The 16471-nt window shown below is 39.2% G+C and carries 14 protein-coding genes; 6 read left to right on the top strand and 8 right to left on the bottom strand.

Going from position 1 to position 16471, the window contains the following annotated elements; genetic code table 11:
• Positions 1-21: 21 nt before the first annotated feature.
• The gene (locus RYX56_RS15550; RefSeq protein ID WP_317122971.1) at positions 22-855 is read right to left on the bottom strand and encodes an MIP/aquaporin family protein; all 834 of its coding nucleotides are present in this window, start codon (positions 853-855) and stop codon (positions 22-24) included.
• 288 nt (positions 856-1143) lie between these two features.
• The gene (locus RYX56_RS15545) at positions 1144-1833 is read right to left on the bottom strand and encodes a pseudouridine synthase (RefSeq protein ID WP_317122970.1); all 690 of its coding nucleotides are present in this window, start codon (positions 1831-1833) and stop codon (positions 1144-1146) included.
• Positions 1834-1993: 160 nt separating this feature from the next.
• On the opposite strand from RYX56_RS15545, the gene adh reads away from it, so the two are divergent.
• Together adh and RYX56_RS15535 are read left to right on the top strand one after the other, a co-directional pair.
• A complete protein-coding gene (gene adh / locus RYX56_RS15540; protein WP_317122969.1) occupies positions 1994-3514 on the top strand; it encodes an aldehyde dehydrogenase in 1521 nt (506 codons plus the stop codon).
• Between the two features lie 20 nt (positions 3515-3534).
• Positions 3535-3891: a DUF779 domain-containing protein gene (locus RYX56_RS15535; protein ID WP_317122968.1), complete on the top strand. Its 357-nt coding sequence runs from the start codon at positions 3535-3537 to the stop codon at positions 3889-3891.
• 47 nt (positions 3892-3938) lie between these two features.
• Here the strand turns inward: RYX56_RS15535 and RYX56_RS15530 are convergent, their stop codons facing one another.
• The 5 genes from RYX56_RS15530 to RYX56_RS15510 form a co-directional block, all read right to left on the bottom strand.
• Positions 3939-5246: an ATP-binding protein gene (locus RYX56_RS15530; protein WP_317122967.1), complete on the bottom strand. Its 1308-nt coding sequence runs from the start codon at positions 5244-5246 to the stop codon at positions 3939-3941.
• A 154-nt stretch (positions 5247-5400) separates the two neighbouring features.
• Entirely contained in the window at positions 5401-7218 is a 1818-nt protein-coding gene (locus RYX56_RS15525; RefSeq protein WP_317122966.1) for an ABC transporter ATP-binding protein, read from the bottom strand.
• The gene (locus RYX56_RS15520) at positions 7211-8938 is read right to left on the bottom strand and encodes an ABC transporter ATP-binding protein (RefSeq protein ID WP_317122965.1); all 1728 of its coding nucleotides are present in this window, start codon (positions 8936-8938) and stop codon (positions 7211-7213) included. Before RYX56_RS15520 ends, RYX56_RS15525 begins: the two co-directional genes overlap by 8 nt.
• Before the next feature lie 140 nt (positions 8939-9078).
• Positions 9079-10269, bottom strand: a complete 1191-nt coding sequence (locus RYX56_RS15515) for a M14 family metallopeptidase (RefSeq protein ID WP_317122964.1) — start codon at positions 10267-10269, stop codon at positions 9079-9081.
• An 83-nt stretch (positions 10270-10352) separates the two neighbouring features.
• Positions 10353-10961, bottom strand: coding sequence for a TetR/AcrR family transcriptional regulator (locus RYX56_RS15510; protein ID WP_317122963.1), 609 nt, complete (start codon positions 10959-10961; stop codon positions 10353-10355).
• 154 nt (positions 10962-11115) lie between these two features.
• Here RYX56_RS15510 and kynU point away from each other — a divergent pair, with 154 nt between their 5' ends.
• Genes kynU through RYX56_RS15490 form a run of 4 tightly spaced genes read left to right on the top strand, consistent with a single transcriptional unit; the run spans position 11116 to position 15270 of the window.
• A complete protein-coding gene (gene kynU / locus RYX56_RS15505) occupies positions 11116-12393 on the top strand; it encodes a kynureninase (protein WP_317122962.1) in 1278 nt (425 codons plus the stop codon).
• On the top strand, positions 12393-13043 hold the full coding sequence (gene kynB / locus RYX56_RS15500; RefSeq protein ID WP_317122961.1) for an arylformamidase: 651 nt from the start codon (positions 12393-12395) through the stop codon (positions 13041-13043). The genes kynU and kynB overlap by 1 nt, the downstream gene beginning before the upstream one ends.
• Positions 13044-13045: 2 nt before the next feature.
• Positions 13046-13897 carry a tryptophan 2,3-dioxygenase gene (kynA, locus tag RYX56_RS15495; RefSeq protein WP_317122960.1) on the top strand — a complete coding sequence of 284 codons (852 nt, stop codon included), beginning with the start codon at positions 13046-13048 and terminating at the stop codon, positions 13895-13897.
• Between the two features lie 29 nt (positions 13898-13926).
• The gene (locus RYX56_RS15490; RefSeq protein ID WP_317122959.1) at positions 13927-15270 is read left to right on the top strand and encodes a sodium-dependent transporter; all 1344 of its coding nucleotides are present in this window, start codon (positions 13927-13929) and stop codon (positions 15268-15270) included.
• A 24-nt stretch (positions 15271-15294) separates the two neighbouring features.
• Here RYX56_RS15490 and RYX56_RS15485 read toward each other — a convergent pair whose 3' ends face one another.
• Positions 15295-16455, bottom strand: a complete 1161-nt coding sequence (locus RYX56_RS15485) for a M20 family metallopeptidase (protein ID WP_317122958.1) — start codon at positions 16453-16455, stop codon at positions 15295-15297.
• Positions 16456-16471: the final 16 nt, after the last annotated feature.

Below are 16471 nucleotides of genomic sequence, written 5' to 3'. Positions count from 1 at the left end.
TTATTTTCTCTCCTCTTTTGTTTATGAGATTTCTTTTACGTTATTTTGATAGTGTGTGGTTACCTCTGATGTAGCCGGCATCATTTTTGAAGCAGCACTAATGATCAACAGGATAGTAATTAAGACAAAGAGCGGGATGATTGATCCGCCATTAAAGATAATATGATAAAATTGTGCACCTAGCACGCCACCCATTACTGGTCCAACAATGGGTACCCATGCATACTTCCAGTTCGACGTGCCTTTTCCTGCAATCGGTAGAAGAAAGTGTGCAAGTCTCGGGCCTAAATCACGAGCTGGATTAATCGCATAACCAGTCGTTCCTCCTAATGAAAGACCAATAGCAACAATTAAGAACCCAACAATTAATGGATTAAGTCCTTCTGTGAATTGATTTGCACCGATAGCTAGTAACCCAAATAATAAAACAGCTGTTCCAATGGCTTCACTAAGCAAATTTGAAGGTGTGTGAGCGATCGCTGGATCTGTAGAGAATACAGCCAATTTAGCTCCTTGATCTTGTGTTTCCTTCCAATGAGGCAAGTAGTGAACGAAGACAATAACTGCACCTATAAAGGCTCCAATCACCTGAAAGAGAATATAGCCTGGAACTAAGCTCCATGAGAATTCCCCTACTGATGCTAAACCGAGTGTAACAGCAGGATTAAGATGGGCTCCACTAATACCACCTACCGCGTAAACCGCAAAAGCTACTGCAAATCCCCATCCAAACGTAATAACAATCCATCCAGAGTTCTCTGCTTTTGATTTCTTTAAAACGACACCTGCTACAACTCCTCCTCCAAAAATAATTAAAATCATTGTACCAATTAATTCCGCTAAATAGACACTCATGTACCTTACCCCTTTCATGGAAGCGTTTACCGATAAGAATAAAAAAAGAGACAGCTTTCTGCGAGGAACGATCTTTAATGATCACTTCTCGCAAAAAGCTGCCTCTCAATTGAACTCATCAGCTTCATTATAAACTTGCTTTCTAATATACATGACTCTATCAATCTTGTAAAGGGAATCTATATCCTATTAAAGGTAATTTTCAGAAAAATAAAATAACAATCGACAAGTTCTAGTTTATTTAGTACACTAGTTCTAGGAGGTGGTACGAACAACTTCTATGCCCTTTCACCTTAGACTCTCCATCAGGACGTTTCTTTCTTCGCCAGTTAATTCACGCCATTTTCCATATGGCAATCCACTTAAAGTAAGATTCATAATTCGAACTCTTTCAAGCCTTGTCACATAGTAACCAAATGCTTTTGTCATTCTCCTAATTTGACGATTAAGACCTTGGGTTAAAACGATTTTAAATGTTTGATCGTCGACTCTAGTCACCTTACATGGTTTGGTCACCTGGTCTAATATTTCAACACCAGATGCCATACTCTCCATAAAGGAATCTGGAAAGGCACGATCAACTGTTACAACGTATTCTTTCTCATGGCCATTTTCTACACGCATTAGCTTATTAACAATATCTCCATCATTCGTTAATAACAGCAGACCTTGAGACTCTTTATCCAGCCTACCCACTGCAAAAATACGTTCTGGGTAGTTCATGTAATCAATTAAGTTATTTTTCACTTGCCGTTGGGCCGTACATATAATGCCCGTTGGTTTATTTAACAAAAGGTAAATATTACGCTCTTTCATCGGAATAGGTTGACCATCTAACAAGATACAATCGGATAGTTCAACAAAGGAATCTTTCGTAGCAACTTTGCCATTAACTGTTAGACGACCAGCAGCTAATAATCTTTCTGTCTCTCTTCTTGAGCAGTATCCTGTTTTACTTATATACAATTGAATTCTCACATGGGTAATTCCTTTCTAGACAGTTCTACTACTTCTATATTAGCATGTGTTTGTTTAACTTTATTTAGATAGTTGTTTTTGTAATCGCTTTCACCATCTGTTATTTAGGTCCTGTTCTCATGGGCCATTCTCTATCAATCTACTTTTAGGAGGAATTTACATGGTTTATAAAAATCCAAACACAGACGGAGCACTAATTAACTTTAAGGATCGCTATGAAAATTATATAAATGGTGAGTGGACAGCTCCTGTAGGCGGCAACTACTTTGAAAATATCACACCTGTAACAGGTAACGTTTTTTGTGAAGTAGCTAGATCGTCTGCTGAAGATATTGAATTGGCACTTGATGCTGCTCATGCCGCAAAAGACAGCTGGGGTAAAACCTCTCCTGCAGAACGTGCCAACATCTTAAATAAAATTGCCGATCGAATGGAAGAAAATCTTGAAATGCTTGCAGTAACCGAGACATGGGAAAATGGGAAAGCTGTGCGTGAGACATTGAATGCTGATATTCCTCTAGCGATCGACCATTTCCGGTATTTTGCAGGCGTAATACGTGCTGAAGAAGGAAGTCTATCTCAAATCGATGAAAACACCGTTGCTTATCACTTCCAAGAGCCACTTGGGGTAGTCGGACAAATTATTCCTTGGAATTTCCCGATTCTCATGGCTACATGGAAATTGGCTCCAGCACTTGCAGCAGGTAACTGCGTTGTTCTTAAGCCAGCTGAACAAACACCTGTTTCGATCTTTGTATTATTAGAATTAATTGAAGACCTCCTGCCAAAAGGCGTATTAAATGTCGTCAATGGTTTTGGCGTAGAAGCTGGGAAGCCACTCGCACAAAGCAACCGAATTGCTAAAGTTGCCTTCACAGGAGAAACGACTACTGGTCGCCTCATTATGCAATATGCTTCAGAAAACATCATCCCAGTCACGTTAGAGCTTGGGGGAAAATCACCTAATATCTTCTTCTCTGACATTATGGATAAAGATGATGCATTCTTAAATAAAGCTGTAGAAGGCTTTGTCATGTTCGCACTAAACCAAGGGGAAGTTTGTACATGCCCATCTCGTGCGCTAATTCATGAGTCTATCTATGATGAATTTATGGAACGTGCGATTGCTAGAGTAAAAGAAATTAAGACTGGTAATCCACTTGACCCAGATACGATGATGGGTGCACAAGCTTCACAAGAACAATTAGAAAAGATCCTATCTTATTTAGATATCGGCAAACAAGAAGGTGCAACTTGTTTAACAGGCGGTGCTCGTAATCAGCTGGAGGGCGACCTTGAAAATGGCTACTACGTCCAACCAACAGTCTTTGCTGGTAAAAATGATATGCGCATTTTCCAAGAAGAAATTTTTGGTCCAGTTGTGTCTGTGACGACCTTTAAAGATGATGCTGAAGCATTAGCTATTGCCAATGATACGCTTTATGGATTAGGAGCTGGTGTGTGGTCTAGAAATATTAACACTGCTTACCGTTTCGGTCGTGAAATTCAAGCAGGACGTGTTTGGACAAACTGCTACCATGCTTACCCTGCTCATGCTGCGTTTGGCGGCTACAAAAAATCAGGAATTGGAAGAGAGAATCACAAGATGATGCTCAGTCACTACCAACAAACGAAGAATATGCTTGTAAGTTATAGTGAGGATGCACTTGGATTCTTTTAAACAAGAATGGAGGGATACAGATGGTTGAACGAGTCGTCGCAACCGATGCAACTCTAGAATTTATTAACCATCTAAAGAAAATTCATGGTCCTTTAATGTTTCACCAGTCTGGTGGGTGCTGTGATGGAAGCTCTCCGATGTGCTACCAAGAAGGGGAACTCCGTGTTGGAGAGCAAGATGTTCTTCTTGGCCATATAGGCGAATCCCCCTTTTATATTGCAAAGGATCAATATGCCTATTGGAAGCATACACAGCTTATTATTGATGTCGTCGCAGGCCGCGGAGGAATGTTTTCTCTTGAAGGTCCAGAAGGAAAACGATTTTTAACCCGTTCACGAGTGTTCACCTCAGAGGAAAGAAACGAATTAGGACTATAAACTAACTAAAGAAGAGGGGCTGGACATGTTGCCCAACCCCTTTTCTATTAGATTACTTGTTTATTCTTATCTTTAAAAGTATGGATCGATGAGGTTTCGTCTCTTCTAATAGGTAAAGAAATAGACACTGTTGTACCAACGAACTCTTTACTTTGATAAGAGACCGTCCCTCTCATCGCTTCAATAATACGAATCGAAACCATCGTTCCAAGTCCAGTTCCCTTGTCCTTTGTCGTATAAAAAAGTGTTCCTATTCTACTCAATTCTTCTTTATTCATCCCTTTTCCAGTATCAGAAATATGAATCGTAACCAGATCTGATGACTTCTGAACGACTAAGGTAACATTGCCTCCATTAGGAGTGGCTTCTATAGCGTTTTTAACAAAGTTAACTAATGCTTGTTTTAATTGATTTCGGTCAACTCTAACCAAGAGATGATCACTAATTTCGATTAATTCATTTAAATGAACGCCATCCTTAATAGCATATGGATGTAAGAGCGCGAGAATTTCATGAATGTTTTCGAGTAGTTTTACATCTTCTACACTCTTTAATTCCGGCTTAGCAAAGCTCAAGTAATCATTAATAATATTTTCCGCTCGTCCTAGTTCACTTAACACTAAAGAATAGTATTGTTGATTTGAATCCTTCTTTTCCTCTTTCATTAACTGCAAAAATCCCTTCACAACTGTAAGAGGGTTTCGAACCTCGTGAGCAATAGAAGCAGCAAGCCCAGCTAACGTATTGAACTTTTCCGCTCGAATAATTTCTTCTTGCATCCGTTTTTTTTCATTAATTGCTTCATGCAACAGCGTAATAAAACCAGCTGCAATCATAATAACGGTTACATAATAAAATAAATAACGAGCTAAAACGGATTGGTCTAATATGAGTAAAATGTCATCTCGTATCAGAACACTTACAATCGAAACTTGAACCACTACAGGTACTAGTGACAGAACAATCGTAAAGAGGGTTTTTCCCCATTTTGATAATACGGTTTGATATTTAACTCGGAAAAAATAGACGGTGATCGCAGCGGAAGCGATGCATACATAAGCAAATACTAGGTGGTCTCCTCCCATTATTGTTCGTGTAATCATTACTGTTGCAAAGACCAGCCAGCCCGTTTTCATTCCTCCATATAAAAAGGCACATACAACAATAACATAACGAAGGTCCCAATACAGCCCAAACGTTTGATAGGAAAAAACGATACATAGTACACCTGCAATAGCATAAAACACCATCAAAAACGGGAATTTCAGTTCTTTCTTCCCATTTGAAATAACGCTATATACAAGTACCGGAGATAACACAATAAGCACTTGAAGTAATAATTTTTCGATTATCATCTCTCAAATCTCCTAATTTTTTCTCTTTTCGTACATTCGACAAAGACTGATTGATTCCTCTCATTTTTATTACACATCTTTCGACAAAGTTCGTAAATGATCATCTTCCATGCTAAAAAAGCTATGCGAGGAAGGACCTACATAGCTTTTCGTTTTATTGTTCTACTCCATCATATAATTTTTGGTAGAATCCTTTTTTCACCGATAATTGATGATGAGTCCCTCGTTCGATAATCTTTCCATCAACAAGAACTAGAATTTGGTCGGCATTCTCAATCGTATTCAATCTATGAGCAATGACGAAGCTTGTTCTACCTTTCATTAAGCGTCTGAGGGCTTCTTGGATTTTCAATTCTGTAACCGTGTCTATGCTACTAGTTGCTTCATCTAAAATCAAAAGTGATGGGTCAGCTAATAGTGCTCTGGCAATAGATAATAATTGCTTTTGACCTTGACTGATTCCACTTCCATCTTGAGAGAGGCTTGTCTCATAATGGTCTTTAAGCCGCATAATAAAGGAATGCGCATTTGCCTCTTTAGCAGCTGCCTCTACTTCTTCATCTGTGGCGTCTAATTTACCGTATCGGATGTTCTCCCGAATCGTCCCTTCAAACAAAAAAGGATCTTGAAGTACATAGCCCATCTGACTTCGCAATTCTTCTCTTTTAAAGGTGTTAACATTTTCTCCGTCAAAAAGAACCTCACCATCATTTGCATCATAAAATCGTGAAATCATATTAATGATCGTTGTTTTTCCAGCCCCAGTAGGACCGACAAAAGCAACCGTTTCACCAGCACTTGCCCTAAAACTGATATCATCAATGATTTTTTCACTAGAATCATATGAAAATGAAACATGTTTAAATTCCACATTTCCTTTTAATACCGGAGCTCTCCTATTGTCTTGATGATCCTTCTCAATTGGTTCATCAATCATTTGAAAAACGCGCTCTGCCCCTGCAACAGCAGATAAAAGCGTGTTAAATTGGTTGGCTAAATCATTTAGCGGACGAGTAAATTGTCTCGCATACTCAGCAAATATAACAATCACACCAATTGTAATCGCATCTTGAAGCACCAATATGCCCCCAACCCCTGCAATCACGGCAAAACTCATATTGTTCAATAAGTTCATCAGTTTTGGAATGAACCCAGAGTATGTCTGAGCCCAAAAGCCAGATTGTTTCAGCTTTTGATTTTTTCTTTCAAACTCATTAACTACTCTTTCTTCTTGAGAGAACACCTTGACTATCGATTGACCCGAAACGGTTTCTTCGATAAAACCATTTACTTCACCAATGTTTCGTTGTTGCTCCTTAAAGAAGATACTTGTTCGTTTTGTTATCCATTTTAGACCAAATACCATGACTGGAATGATTGTTAAAGTAAGAATAGTCATTAATGGACTCAAGTAAATCATCACAACTAAGATACCAACAAACGTTAATATGCTCGAGAGTATTTGAATAACAGAACTATTTAACGTAGAACTAACGTTTTCCATATCATTCGTTACTCTACTCATGAGTTCCCCATGTTGACGTTGATCAAAAAAAGATATCGGCAGCTTCTGAAGGTGCGTAAAAAGATGCGAACGAATTTCGTAGACGGACTTTTGAGCGATGTCTACCATCCAATAATTTTGCAACCATATGCTAACAGAATACCCTATATAAATGAGGACTAAAAAAAGGAGCATTCCGACTAGGCCGTTCATTTCATTCGTGACGATAAATTGATCAATCGAGATTCCCACAAGAAAAGGTCCAAGGAGACTTAAAGCTGAACTTACAATGACCATAAGGACGACAAGAATCAATTTTATTTTATAAATCGATAAGTATGTCCACAATCTCTTTAACGTTCCAGACCAATTTCTCGCTCGTTCCTTTTTCTTGCTTTTTGATTTTGGTTCACTCTTTTTCCAGTCAATTGGTTTATACCGAAAAGGACGTGTGAGGGGATCAAGCATGATTGATCGTCTCCTTTCCAAGCTGTGACTGGGCAATTTGCTGATAAAGGGAAGACTGTTTGACTAATTCTTCATGTGTGCCGACAGCAAGCAATTCCCCCTCATCTAGTATGATGATCCGGTCAGCTTCCATCGCTGTTTTTAACTTTTGCGTAATAACAAGGGTCGTACATGAGTAAGCCTCTAATGCTCGTAAAAACTTCTTCTCTGTTCGCATATCTAAGGCACTCGTACTATCATCAAGCAACAAGATACGCGGATAGCGAATAAGCGCTCGGGCAATCGATAATCTTTGCTTTTGACCGCCAGATAAATTTACACCCTTTTGACCGATCTTCGTTTCATATTGTTTAGGGAGTGCTTCAATTGTGTCATGAATCTGAGCAGCTTTTGCGGCTACTATCATCTCTTCTTCCGTAACGTCCTCCCGCCCCCAACTCAAATTCTCTTTAATTGATCCAGAGAATAGAAGCGACTCCTGTGGTACATATCCAATCATTTGACGCAGCTTTTTCATATTCCATTCCCTCACATCTTCCCCGCCCACTAATACAGAACCAGTGCCAACATCATAAAGCCTTGGAATTAATTGAAATAAGGTGGACTTCCCTGACCCAGTTGCACCAAGTATCGCAATCGTTTCACCCTTATTAACAGAGAACGTAAGATTTTGTAAGACATTCTGATGAGCATTTGGGTAACGGAACGACACATTTTCAAAATGAAGATGAACGTCATTCTCAGTATCAGCCTCCGCCACCTCTCCATCTTCCATCCCAATATCGGTTTCAAGCACTTCTGCAATACGGCTTGCAGAGGCTCTAGCTCTTGAGAAGACAATGATAATCATTGAAAAGACAGTAAGAGCCGACGTGATTCTTGTTGCATAGTTAATAATTGCCACAACTTCTCCTACCTGTGCTTGATTTGCTCCAACATCAATTGCTCCGAACCAGAGTACACCAATGATCGCTCCGTTCATTAATAGTAAAAGAATCGGTATTGTGATCTCCATCCATCGTAACGCTTGAATGGTTCCATCCTTTAATCCTTCATTTTCTTTTTTAAAACGTCCTCCTTCATGCTTTCTTCTAACAAATGCCTTTATAATTCGAATTCCTTTTAAATTTTCACGCATGACATGATTTACTTGATCAAGCTTAGCTTGAACATCTCTGAACATTTTTCCACCCTTTTTCATCATCCAGACTAAAAAGAAGATAAGAACAGGAATCGTTACCACTAGAAATAACGCGAGCTTCACATTGACCAGCAACGCCATAATCGTTCCACCAATGACTAAAAGCGGCGCTCTCATCATGATGCGCAAACTCATAAAAATAGTGTTCTGAACCTGTGTGACATCATTGGTCATCCTCGTTATTAAAGACGATGTTTCAAACTTTTGCAGTTTCGAAAAAGCAAAAGATTGCACCCGACTATACATACTGTGACGCAGATCGTATCCTGTACTTTGAGATACATGAGCTGCATAAAATGAATTAATTACCCCTGATAAAAAAGCAAGGAACGACATTCCTACCATGATCAATCCCCAACGTACAACCATATCAAAATCACCTGTCATAACTCCTTCATCAATGATTCTCGCTAAAAGTAATGGATGAAAAAGTTCAACGGTGAGTTCTACTAGCATTAATATGATGGCTATCCACATCGGAAAACGATATGGTTTTAAAAAGGAAAATACCTTTCTCATTAATCGACACCCCAACTAAGTTTGTTAGCTAAACGAAATAATCTATTATCAATGATAGCGCAAAAATAAGATTTTCACTAATATGAATAATAAAATAATAAAAAATGATCAGAACAATACAGGTCTGATCATTTTGGTGTCTACATATACATGGAGGCAAGCATAATCCCTACTGCATCCTCATAAATTTGAGGGTAATCAGAAAAAGGTAAAGGATTCGTTCCGAGACCAAGCTCTACAGTAAATCCTGGCCTTCTCCATTGTTTAATAAACCAATCTTTGTACCCTGCATAGCTGTCTGTATATTGAATCGGCCTAAATCCACTAACTCGGGCAAACTTATTAACGATCACCTCCGATTCTGGAGGCTCTAACCCTTCAAATCCCCAAAAAATAACTTGCCCCTGTGTATGAAAGGCTAGAACACGGCTAAAATCACTATCGAGTGTAAGACACGCGATCGCGATCGCCTCAGGTTCTGTTAAAGGGGCTCTCCCTGGGTAGTCTCTCGGTGATGGTTGGCTGGGCTTTAAGCTTGCTTCTTGTTCCCACTTAGCAGGGTATTGATTGTTTAGATCAACCCCTCTAATATTTGCTCTCCAACCAGAGAAATCGGTGCTACCATCATTGATCTCAAGTACTTCGCTTCGGTAAGGCTCTGAAGTTGGTAAACCATTAATCACTAAATCCACACCATCAGGGTTCACCATCGGTACAATCGATAACTCTACATCATTGTAATATGGCAACATAGACAAGCCACGGATGGGCGTCTGATTTGTTAAGGCTAATGCATAATCATTGATAAATTCGACTAAAACTGGCGTAGTAATCCATTCATGAGCATGAAAAGAGCCATTAAAATGAACTCTTTTTGACCCATTCCCAATACGTATTTCTTCAATTGGCTTTCCCATGACACTCGTTCCAATCACACGTCTTCTGATGAAAGGATAGGCTTCCGTTAATTGGTCAAGATCTGTTGTTAGTACCGTCGAGTCGTATCCGCCCGTTTGAACAAATCGTTTATTTGTGATCCTACTTGGCATGAACAACGCTTGCCCCACCTGCAAAAAGTTAGGGTTAACTTGCTGGTTTACTAAAAAGAGCTGATCAATGGGGATGGATAACTTTCTAGATATACTCCAAAATGTATCTCCTGTCTGCACGGTGTAACGATTTAGCACGTAACCTGGAATACGAATAACTGCCCCAACCATTAAAGCTGTAGGGTTGCTACCTCGATTTGAATCCAGTAATAGTTGAAGCGGGATTTGGAAAAGTTGACTATAATACCATACATTATCCCCTTGTCTTACACGAACCTCCATGTGCCTCCCCCATTTCTATAATTGAGAAAGTCGATGTAACAGAATATGAGGAGGTTTCCTTTTTCATGAATCTTAAAGCTAACTTATTTAATATATAGTCCATTCATGTAGATGTCCGTCAGCTGTTCTCTTAATTGGGCAATCGAATAACGACACTCCCCAGTCACACACTCCCACATAAACATTTCATTGGCGTAGAACCAGCCTCTTGCAATTAACTCCGGATCTAAATGCCTAGAAGCTAATCCGTTTGATTGAGCATATGAAATATCAACAGAAATTCGATGAATAAACTGCTCACGTATCTCACTCCACCGTTGATCAATCACTATCGATGCCCCTCTAGCCTCTTTTAATACACGCATGAGTTGATGTTCTTTTTGGGCTAAAGTTAAAAACATCCCAACTTGTTCTTTAATACACTCCGCTGCCTCTATAACTGACTTTGGAACAAAAGACCTTTCTGCCACATCATAAAACTGCCCCATCAACTCATCTAGTAATTCAACAAACAATTCATCTTTATTTTTAAAATATACATAAGCTGTTCCATACCCAAGTCCAGCTCTCTTTATAATTTGGGAGATCGTCGTCTTAACAAACCCTTGTTCAATAAATAATTCTTCTGCACATTGTAGGAGACGTGCTCTTGTTTGAGTCGCTTTCTCTTCTCTCGTTAACTTTTTTTCCACTCCTAACAACCTCCTTACTTTGTCATTTCAAATAGCTATTCCTTAATTGACATAATGTCATTGACGTTATGTCAGTTTCTTTTATACAATAGTAACAAAAGTATTCATAATTTTCACTTGTTTAACAAAGTAAAGGATTAAAAGGAGGTCCATTATGGCTGAACAACTTACTTATACATCAGCAATTGAATTAGATAAAAAAGATTCTCTTGCTCCTTTTCGAAATGAATTTTATTTAAATAACTCGAACATCTATTTAGATGGAAACTCTCTAGGTTTATTATCAAAACGTGCTGAGAAGACCCTTCTCACTCTTCTTGAATCATGGAAAACATTCGGGATTGATGGTTGGACTGAGGGGGATCATCCTTGGTTTTATCTATCTGAATCATTAGGAGAGCAAATCGCACCACTCGTAGGAGCTAAAGCTGAAGAAGTGATTGTAACCGGTTCCACGACAACAAATCTTCATCAACTTGTCGCGACCTTCTATAATCCTTCGGAAGGACGCACAAAAATTCTTGCCGATGAATTAAATTTCCCAAGTGATATCTATGCTCTACAAAGCCAAATCAAGCAAAAAGGATTAGATTTTCACGAACACCTAATTGAAGTGAAAAGTCGCGATGGTCATACGTTGGATGAAAAAGACATTATCGCTGCGATGACTGAAGATATAGCACTGATCCTACTGCCAAGCATTCTTTATCGCAGTGGTCAAATAGTAGATATGAAACGCCTTACCCAAGAAGCACATAAACGGAACATCATTATTGGCTTTGACCTTTGTCATTCGATTGGTTCCATTCCCCATGAGTTGAGTGAATGGGGTGTTGATTTTGCTTTTTGGTGTAATTACAAACACTTAAATGGTGGACCGGGTGCTGTAGGTGGGCTCTATGTTAACGAAAAGCACTTTGGCATTTCTCCAGGATTAGCTGGATGGTTCAGTTCAAGTAAAGAAAAGCAATTTGATATGGAACACATCCTTTCTCCAGCTCATGATGCAGGTGCATTTCAAATAGGCACACCACATGTATTAAGTGTTGCTCCTTTAATTGGATCACTTGAACTATTCTCTGAGGCAGGGATTGAAAATATTCGCAATAAATCTCTTCAGCTCACCCGTTTTATGAAAGATTTAATCGAGCAAGAGATCGGGGATGCACATTTTATATTCAGGAATCCAGATGAAGATCACCGCCGTGGTGGGCATTTATATATTGAGCACCCAGAAGCTGCTCGTATTTGTAAAGCACTAAAAGATAAAGGTGTTATTCCTGATTTCCGTTCACCAAATGGCATTCGACTTGCTCCGGTAGCATTGTACAATTCCTTTGAAGATGTATGGAACAGTGTACAAATCCTAAAAGAGATTATGGAAAATCAAACATATAAAAACTACGAAAATAAGCGAGGTGTGATTGCTTAATGACAAAGTCTAAATGGATTGATATTTCACAACCGTTAGATGATAAGCTCGCACATTGGCCTGGTGATACACCTTTTGAATATGTAACAGAATATACAAAAGAGCAAACAGGTTCCGTTAATATTGGAAAGATGACGACAAGCCTTCATTCAGGCACTCACATCGATGCTCCTTTTCATTTTGATAATGAAGGCGCCCGAGTGCTTGATTTGGACATTAATCGCTATATTGGAGCTGCTCGTATCATTGATGCTTCTTCTTTTAAACAATTAGACGAACACACCTTCAGTCAATTTGATCTAAACGGTGTCACACGTCTACTCGTCAAAACATCTGTTTCAAATAATCCCACTCACTTCCCTCAAGACTTTCCATCGGTCTCTGCATGTGGGGCAAATTATTTAGGGAAGAATGGAATTAAGTTAATCGGAGTCGATGTTCCCTCCGTTGATCATCCTGATAGTAAAGAGCTAAGTGGACATCACGCACTTCTTCAAAACGATGTTGCCATTCTAGAGAATGTGATGCTTGATCTTGTACCAGATGGTGATTATGACTTAATTGCGCTCCCTCTTCCGATTCGAGATGGAGATGGTAGTCCTGTTCGCGCTGTCATTCGTCCACTAATACAGATCCAAAAAGGAGAATAACCATGACAAAAGAACCTTATTCTACAAAAACAACTGCTAATGAAAAAGGCATCCATACTGATTTCCAAAACAACATGACCTATGGTGAATACCTCAAACTTGATCTCATTCTAGCAGGGCAAGAACGTTTATCTGATCATCATGATGAGATGCTATTCATTATTATTCATCAAGTAAGTGAGCTTTGGATGAAGTTAATTCTCCACGAAACAACAGCAGCTATTGAGTCTATTCAATCAGGTGACTTACAAACGTCTTTCAAGCGACTAGCGCGTGTATCAAAGATTCAATCACAGATCATTCAAGCATGGGATGTGTTATCGACGCTAACACCAGCAGAATATATGGAATTCCGTGATTCTCTTGGACAAGCATCTGGATTTCAATCTCATCAATATCGCCTAATCGAATTTGCTCTTGGTTATAAAACACCACATATCTTAAAGATTTATGAGAAGGATGAAGTTCTTCATAAAGAATTAACGGAGGCTTATCACAGCCCTGGTCTGTATGACGTAGCAATCAAAGCCTTGGCTAAAGCTGGTTTTAAGATTAATCCTGATATTCTTAATCGTGATTATTCCAAGCCTTACGAGGAAGATGAAAGTGTTAAAGATGCATGGCTTACCGTTTATCGAGATGTCGAGCAGTATTGGGATCTCTATCAATTAGCTGAAAAATTAGTAGATATTGAAGATTGGCTTCAACAATGGCGTTTCCGTCACATGAAGACGGTAGAACGAATCATTGGCTTTAAAGTTGGTACAGGCGGTTCTTCTGGTGTAAATTATTTAAAGAAAGTACTTGATCAACGTTTCTTCCCAGAATTATGGAATTTACGTACTGAAATTTAAAATCTAATCATTATAAGGGGGAGAAACAGATGGGAGAACAAAGAGAACAGTGGTCTTCTAAGATTGGATTTATCCTTGCTTCAGCAGGTGCTGCCATAGGCTTAGGTGCTATCTGGAAATTCCCTTATGTAACGGGCACGAATGGTGGAGGAGCTTTCTTCCTCCTCTTCATTGCCTTTACGTTGCTTATCGGACTTCCGATGTTAATTTCAGAATTTGTGATTGGACGAGGGTCAAAAAAAGAGGCCGTATCTGCTTATCAAAAGCTTGCACCTAAGAGCGGTTGGACGTGGATTGGAAAATTCGGCTTAGTAGGATGCTTTTTGCTTCTTTCTTTTTATAGTGTAGTCGGCGGATGGGTACTAACCTATGCAATCCTGGCAACATCAGGACAAATTATAGGGCCAACTGCTGATTACGGTGCATTATTTGGGTCAATTACTGGCACACCTTGGATCGGTTTAGTTGGGCTTGCCATTTTCTTAGTTATTAATGTGCTCGTTTTATCACTCGGAATTCGAAATGGGATTGAGAAAGCTAATAAGTTTCTTATGCCACTTCTATTTGTCTTCTTCCTTATTTTAGTCGCTCGATCACTAACTTTAGAGGGCGCTAGCGAGGGGATTCGATTCTTTCTACAGCCAGATTTCTATTCCATTACTAGTGAAGGAGTACTTTATGCATTAGGGCAATCCTTCTTTGCATTAGCAGTTGGCTTTTCGTGTTTAGTTACATATAGCTCTTATTTAGACAAAAAAGAAAGCATTCCTACAGCTGCTGTTTCCGTCGTTGGGATGAACCTTTTTGTCTCTTTATTAGCAGGACTCGCTATTTTTCCAGCCATCTTCGCCTTAGGGTTTGAGCCGACTGAAGGCCCTGGATTATTATTCATTGTCCTTCCAGCTGTTTTTGCAGAGATGGTTTTGGGAGAACTCTTCTTGGCCTTATTTCTCTTATTGTTTCTTTTTGCTACGTTGACCTCTTCTTTTAGTTTATTAGAAATAATTGTGTCAGCCTTCACAGAAAGTAAGAAAAGAACAAGAAAAAGAGTGGCTGCTTATTCTGGGCTAGTAATTTTTTTAGCTGGAATCCCTGCAGCTCTAAGCTTTGGCGCCCTATCAAACGTTCAATTCTTTAACTTATCCATTTTTGATGCTACTGATTTTCTTGTTAGTAATATCATGCTGCCACTAGGTTGCCTATTGATCTCTTTATTTATCTCGCTTCGAATGGAGAAAAGATTGATGGAGCAAGAAATTTTAAGTGGAAATCGACTTACTAACCGATTCTTTACGGTTTGGTTATTCTTAATGAAGTATGTCGTGCCACTTGTCATTATTATTGTCTTCATTAACACTTTAGGAATTTTATAAGCCACCGATAGGAAAAAAGCTCGATCACCCATGTGATCGAGCTAATTCAAATAAGACATCTGTACACACATCAAGTTGATGGATGTCGACAAATTCATCAACTGCATGAGCTTGGTCAAGGTCACCAGGCCCAAACACAATAATATCTTTATTTCCAGTCCGCAAACTAATCATACTCACATCCGTATAAGCCGGAAACCCTGATTCTTTTATTTCCTCTCCGACAACCTTTTCATACGTAGATCCCATCATCTTTACTAATGGACTAGCAATATCCGTTTCAATTGGTGGACGTTGCCAACCATAATGTTTGATCACTGCTTTAGTCCCTGATACTTGTTCACAACCTTCTTTGACACATTGATTAATGATGGTATTAGCTTCTTCTTTTGTCATCGGAGGGACTAGACGAAAATCTAGCTCTACCCGACATGACCCTGCCACCATATTTGTTTTGTTCCCACCTGAAATCGTGCCTACAGACAAAGCTGGTTTGCCAAACACCTCATGATTATATGAAAGGTCGGCCACTTTCTTTTTTAACCGATTAATAATTTCAGAAGCTGCATGAACAGCATCTGCCCCTAAATGTGCTCGACCTCCATGAGAGCTTTTCCCTTCGATATTCAGCTCATACCAGATGGTCCCTTTATGCGAAGTGGACATGGTAAGACTTGTAGGCTCCATTGCAACTAATAACGCATCTTCCGGAATGAATTTCTCTTTCTCTAGAGCTACTGCTCCTTTCATAAAAGGACCTTCCTCATCAATGCTAGCTATGACAATAAGATCTCTTTCAAGCTCTATTCCTTTTTCAGATAACCTTTTTAAAGCAATTAGGGCACAAGCCAACCCACTCTTCATATCACAAGCTCCCCGGCCGTAAAGTTTACCATCTACTATTTGTCCTCCAAATGGATGGTAACTCCAATCACCTTCTACTGGAACTGTATCCATATGACCGATATATACTAACGGGCGCTTAATCGGTTTTTTCGCTTCATAGGTTGCAATAATATTTTGTCTGCCCTCTTCTACTTCTTGGACTTCAATGTTAATCTTATCTACTTTTTTTAACCAAGATTCAATATAAGTGGCACAAGCTTTCTCAGAACCGATCGGGTTTTCTGATGGAATTTGAATGAGTTCTCTAGTTAATGTCACCACTTCTGTAAGATCTTCCAATACCATCACTCCACTT

It is taken from the genome of Alkalihalophilus lindianensis, assembly GCF_032843265.1.
GTDB classification, from domain to species: domain Bacteria; phylum Bacillota; class Bacilli; order Bacillales; family Bacillaceae_D; genus Alkalihalophilus; species Alkalihalophilus lindianensis.
This window is presented reverse-complemented; position numbering and strand designations above follow the sequence as displayed.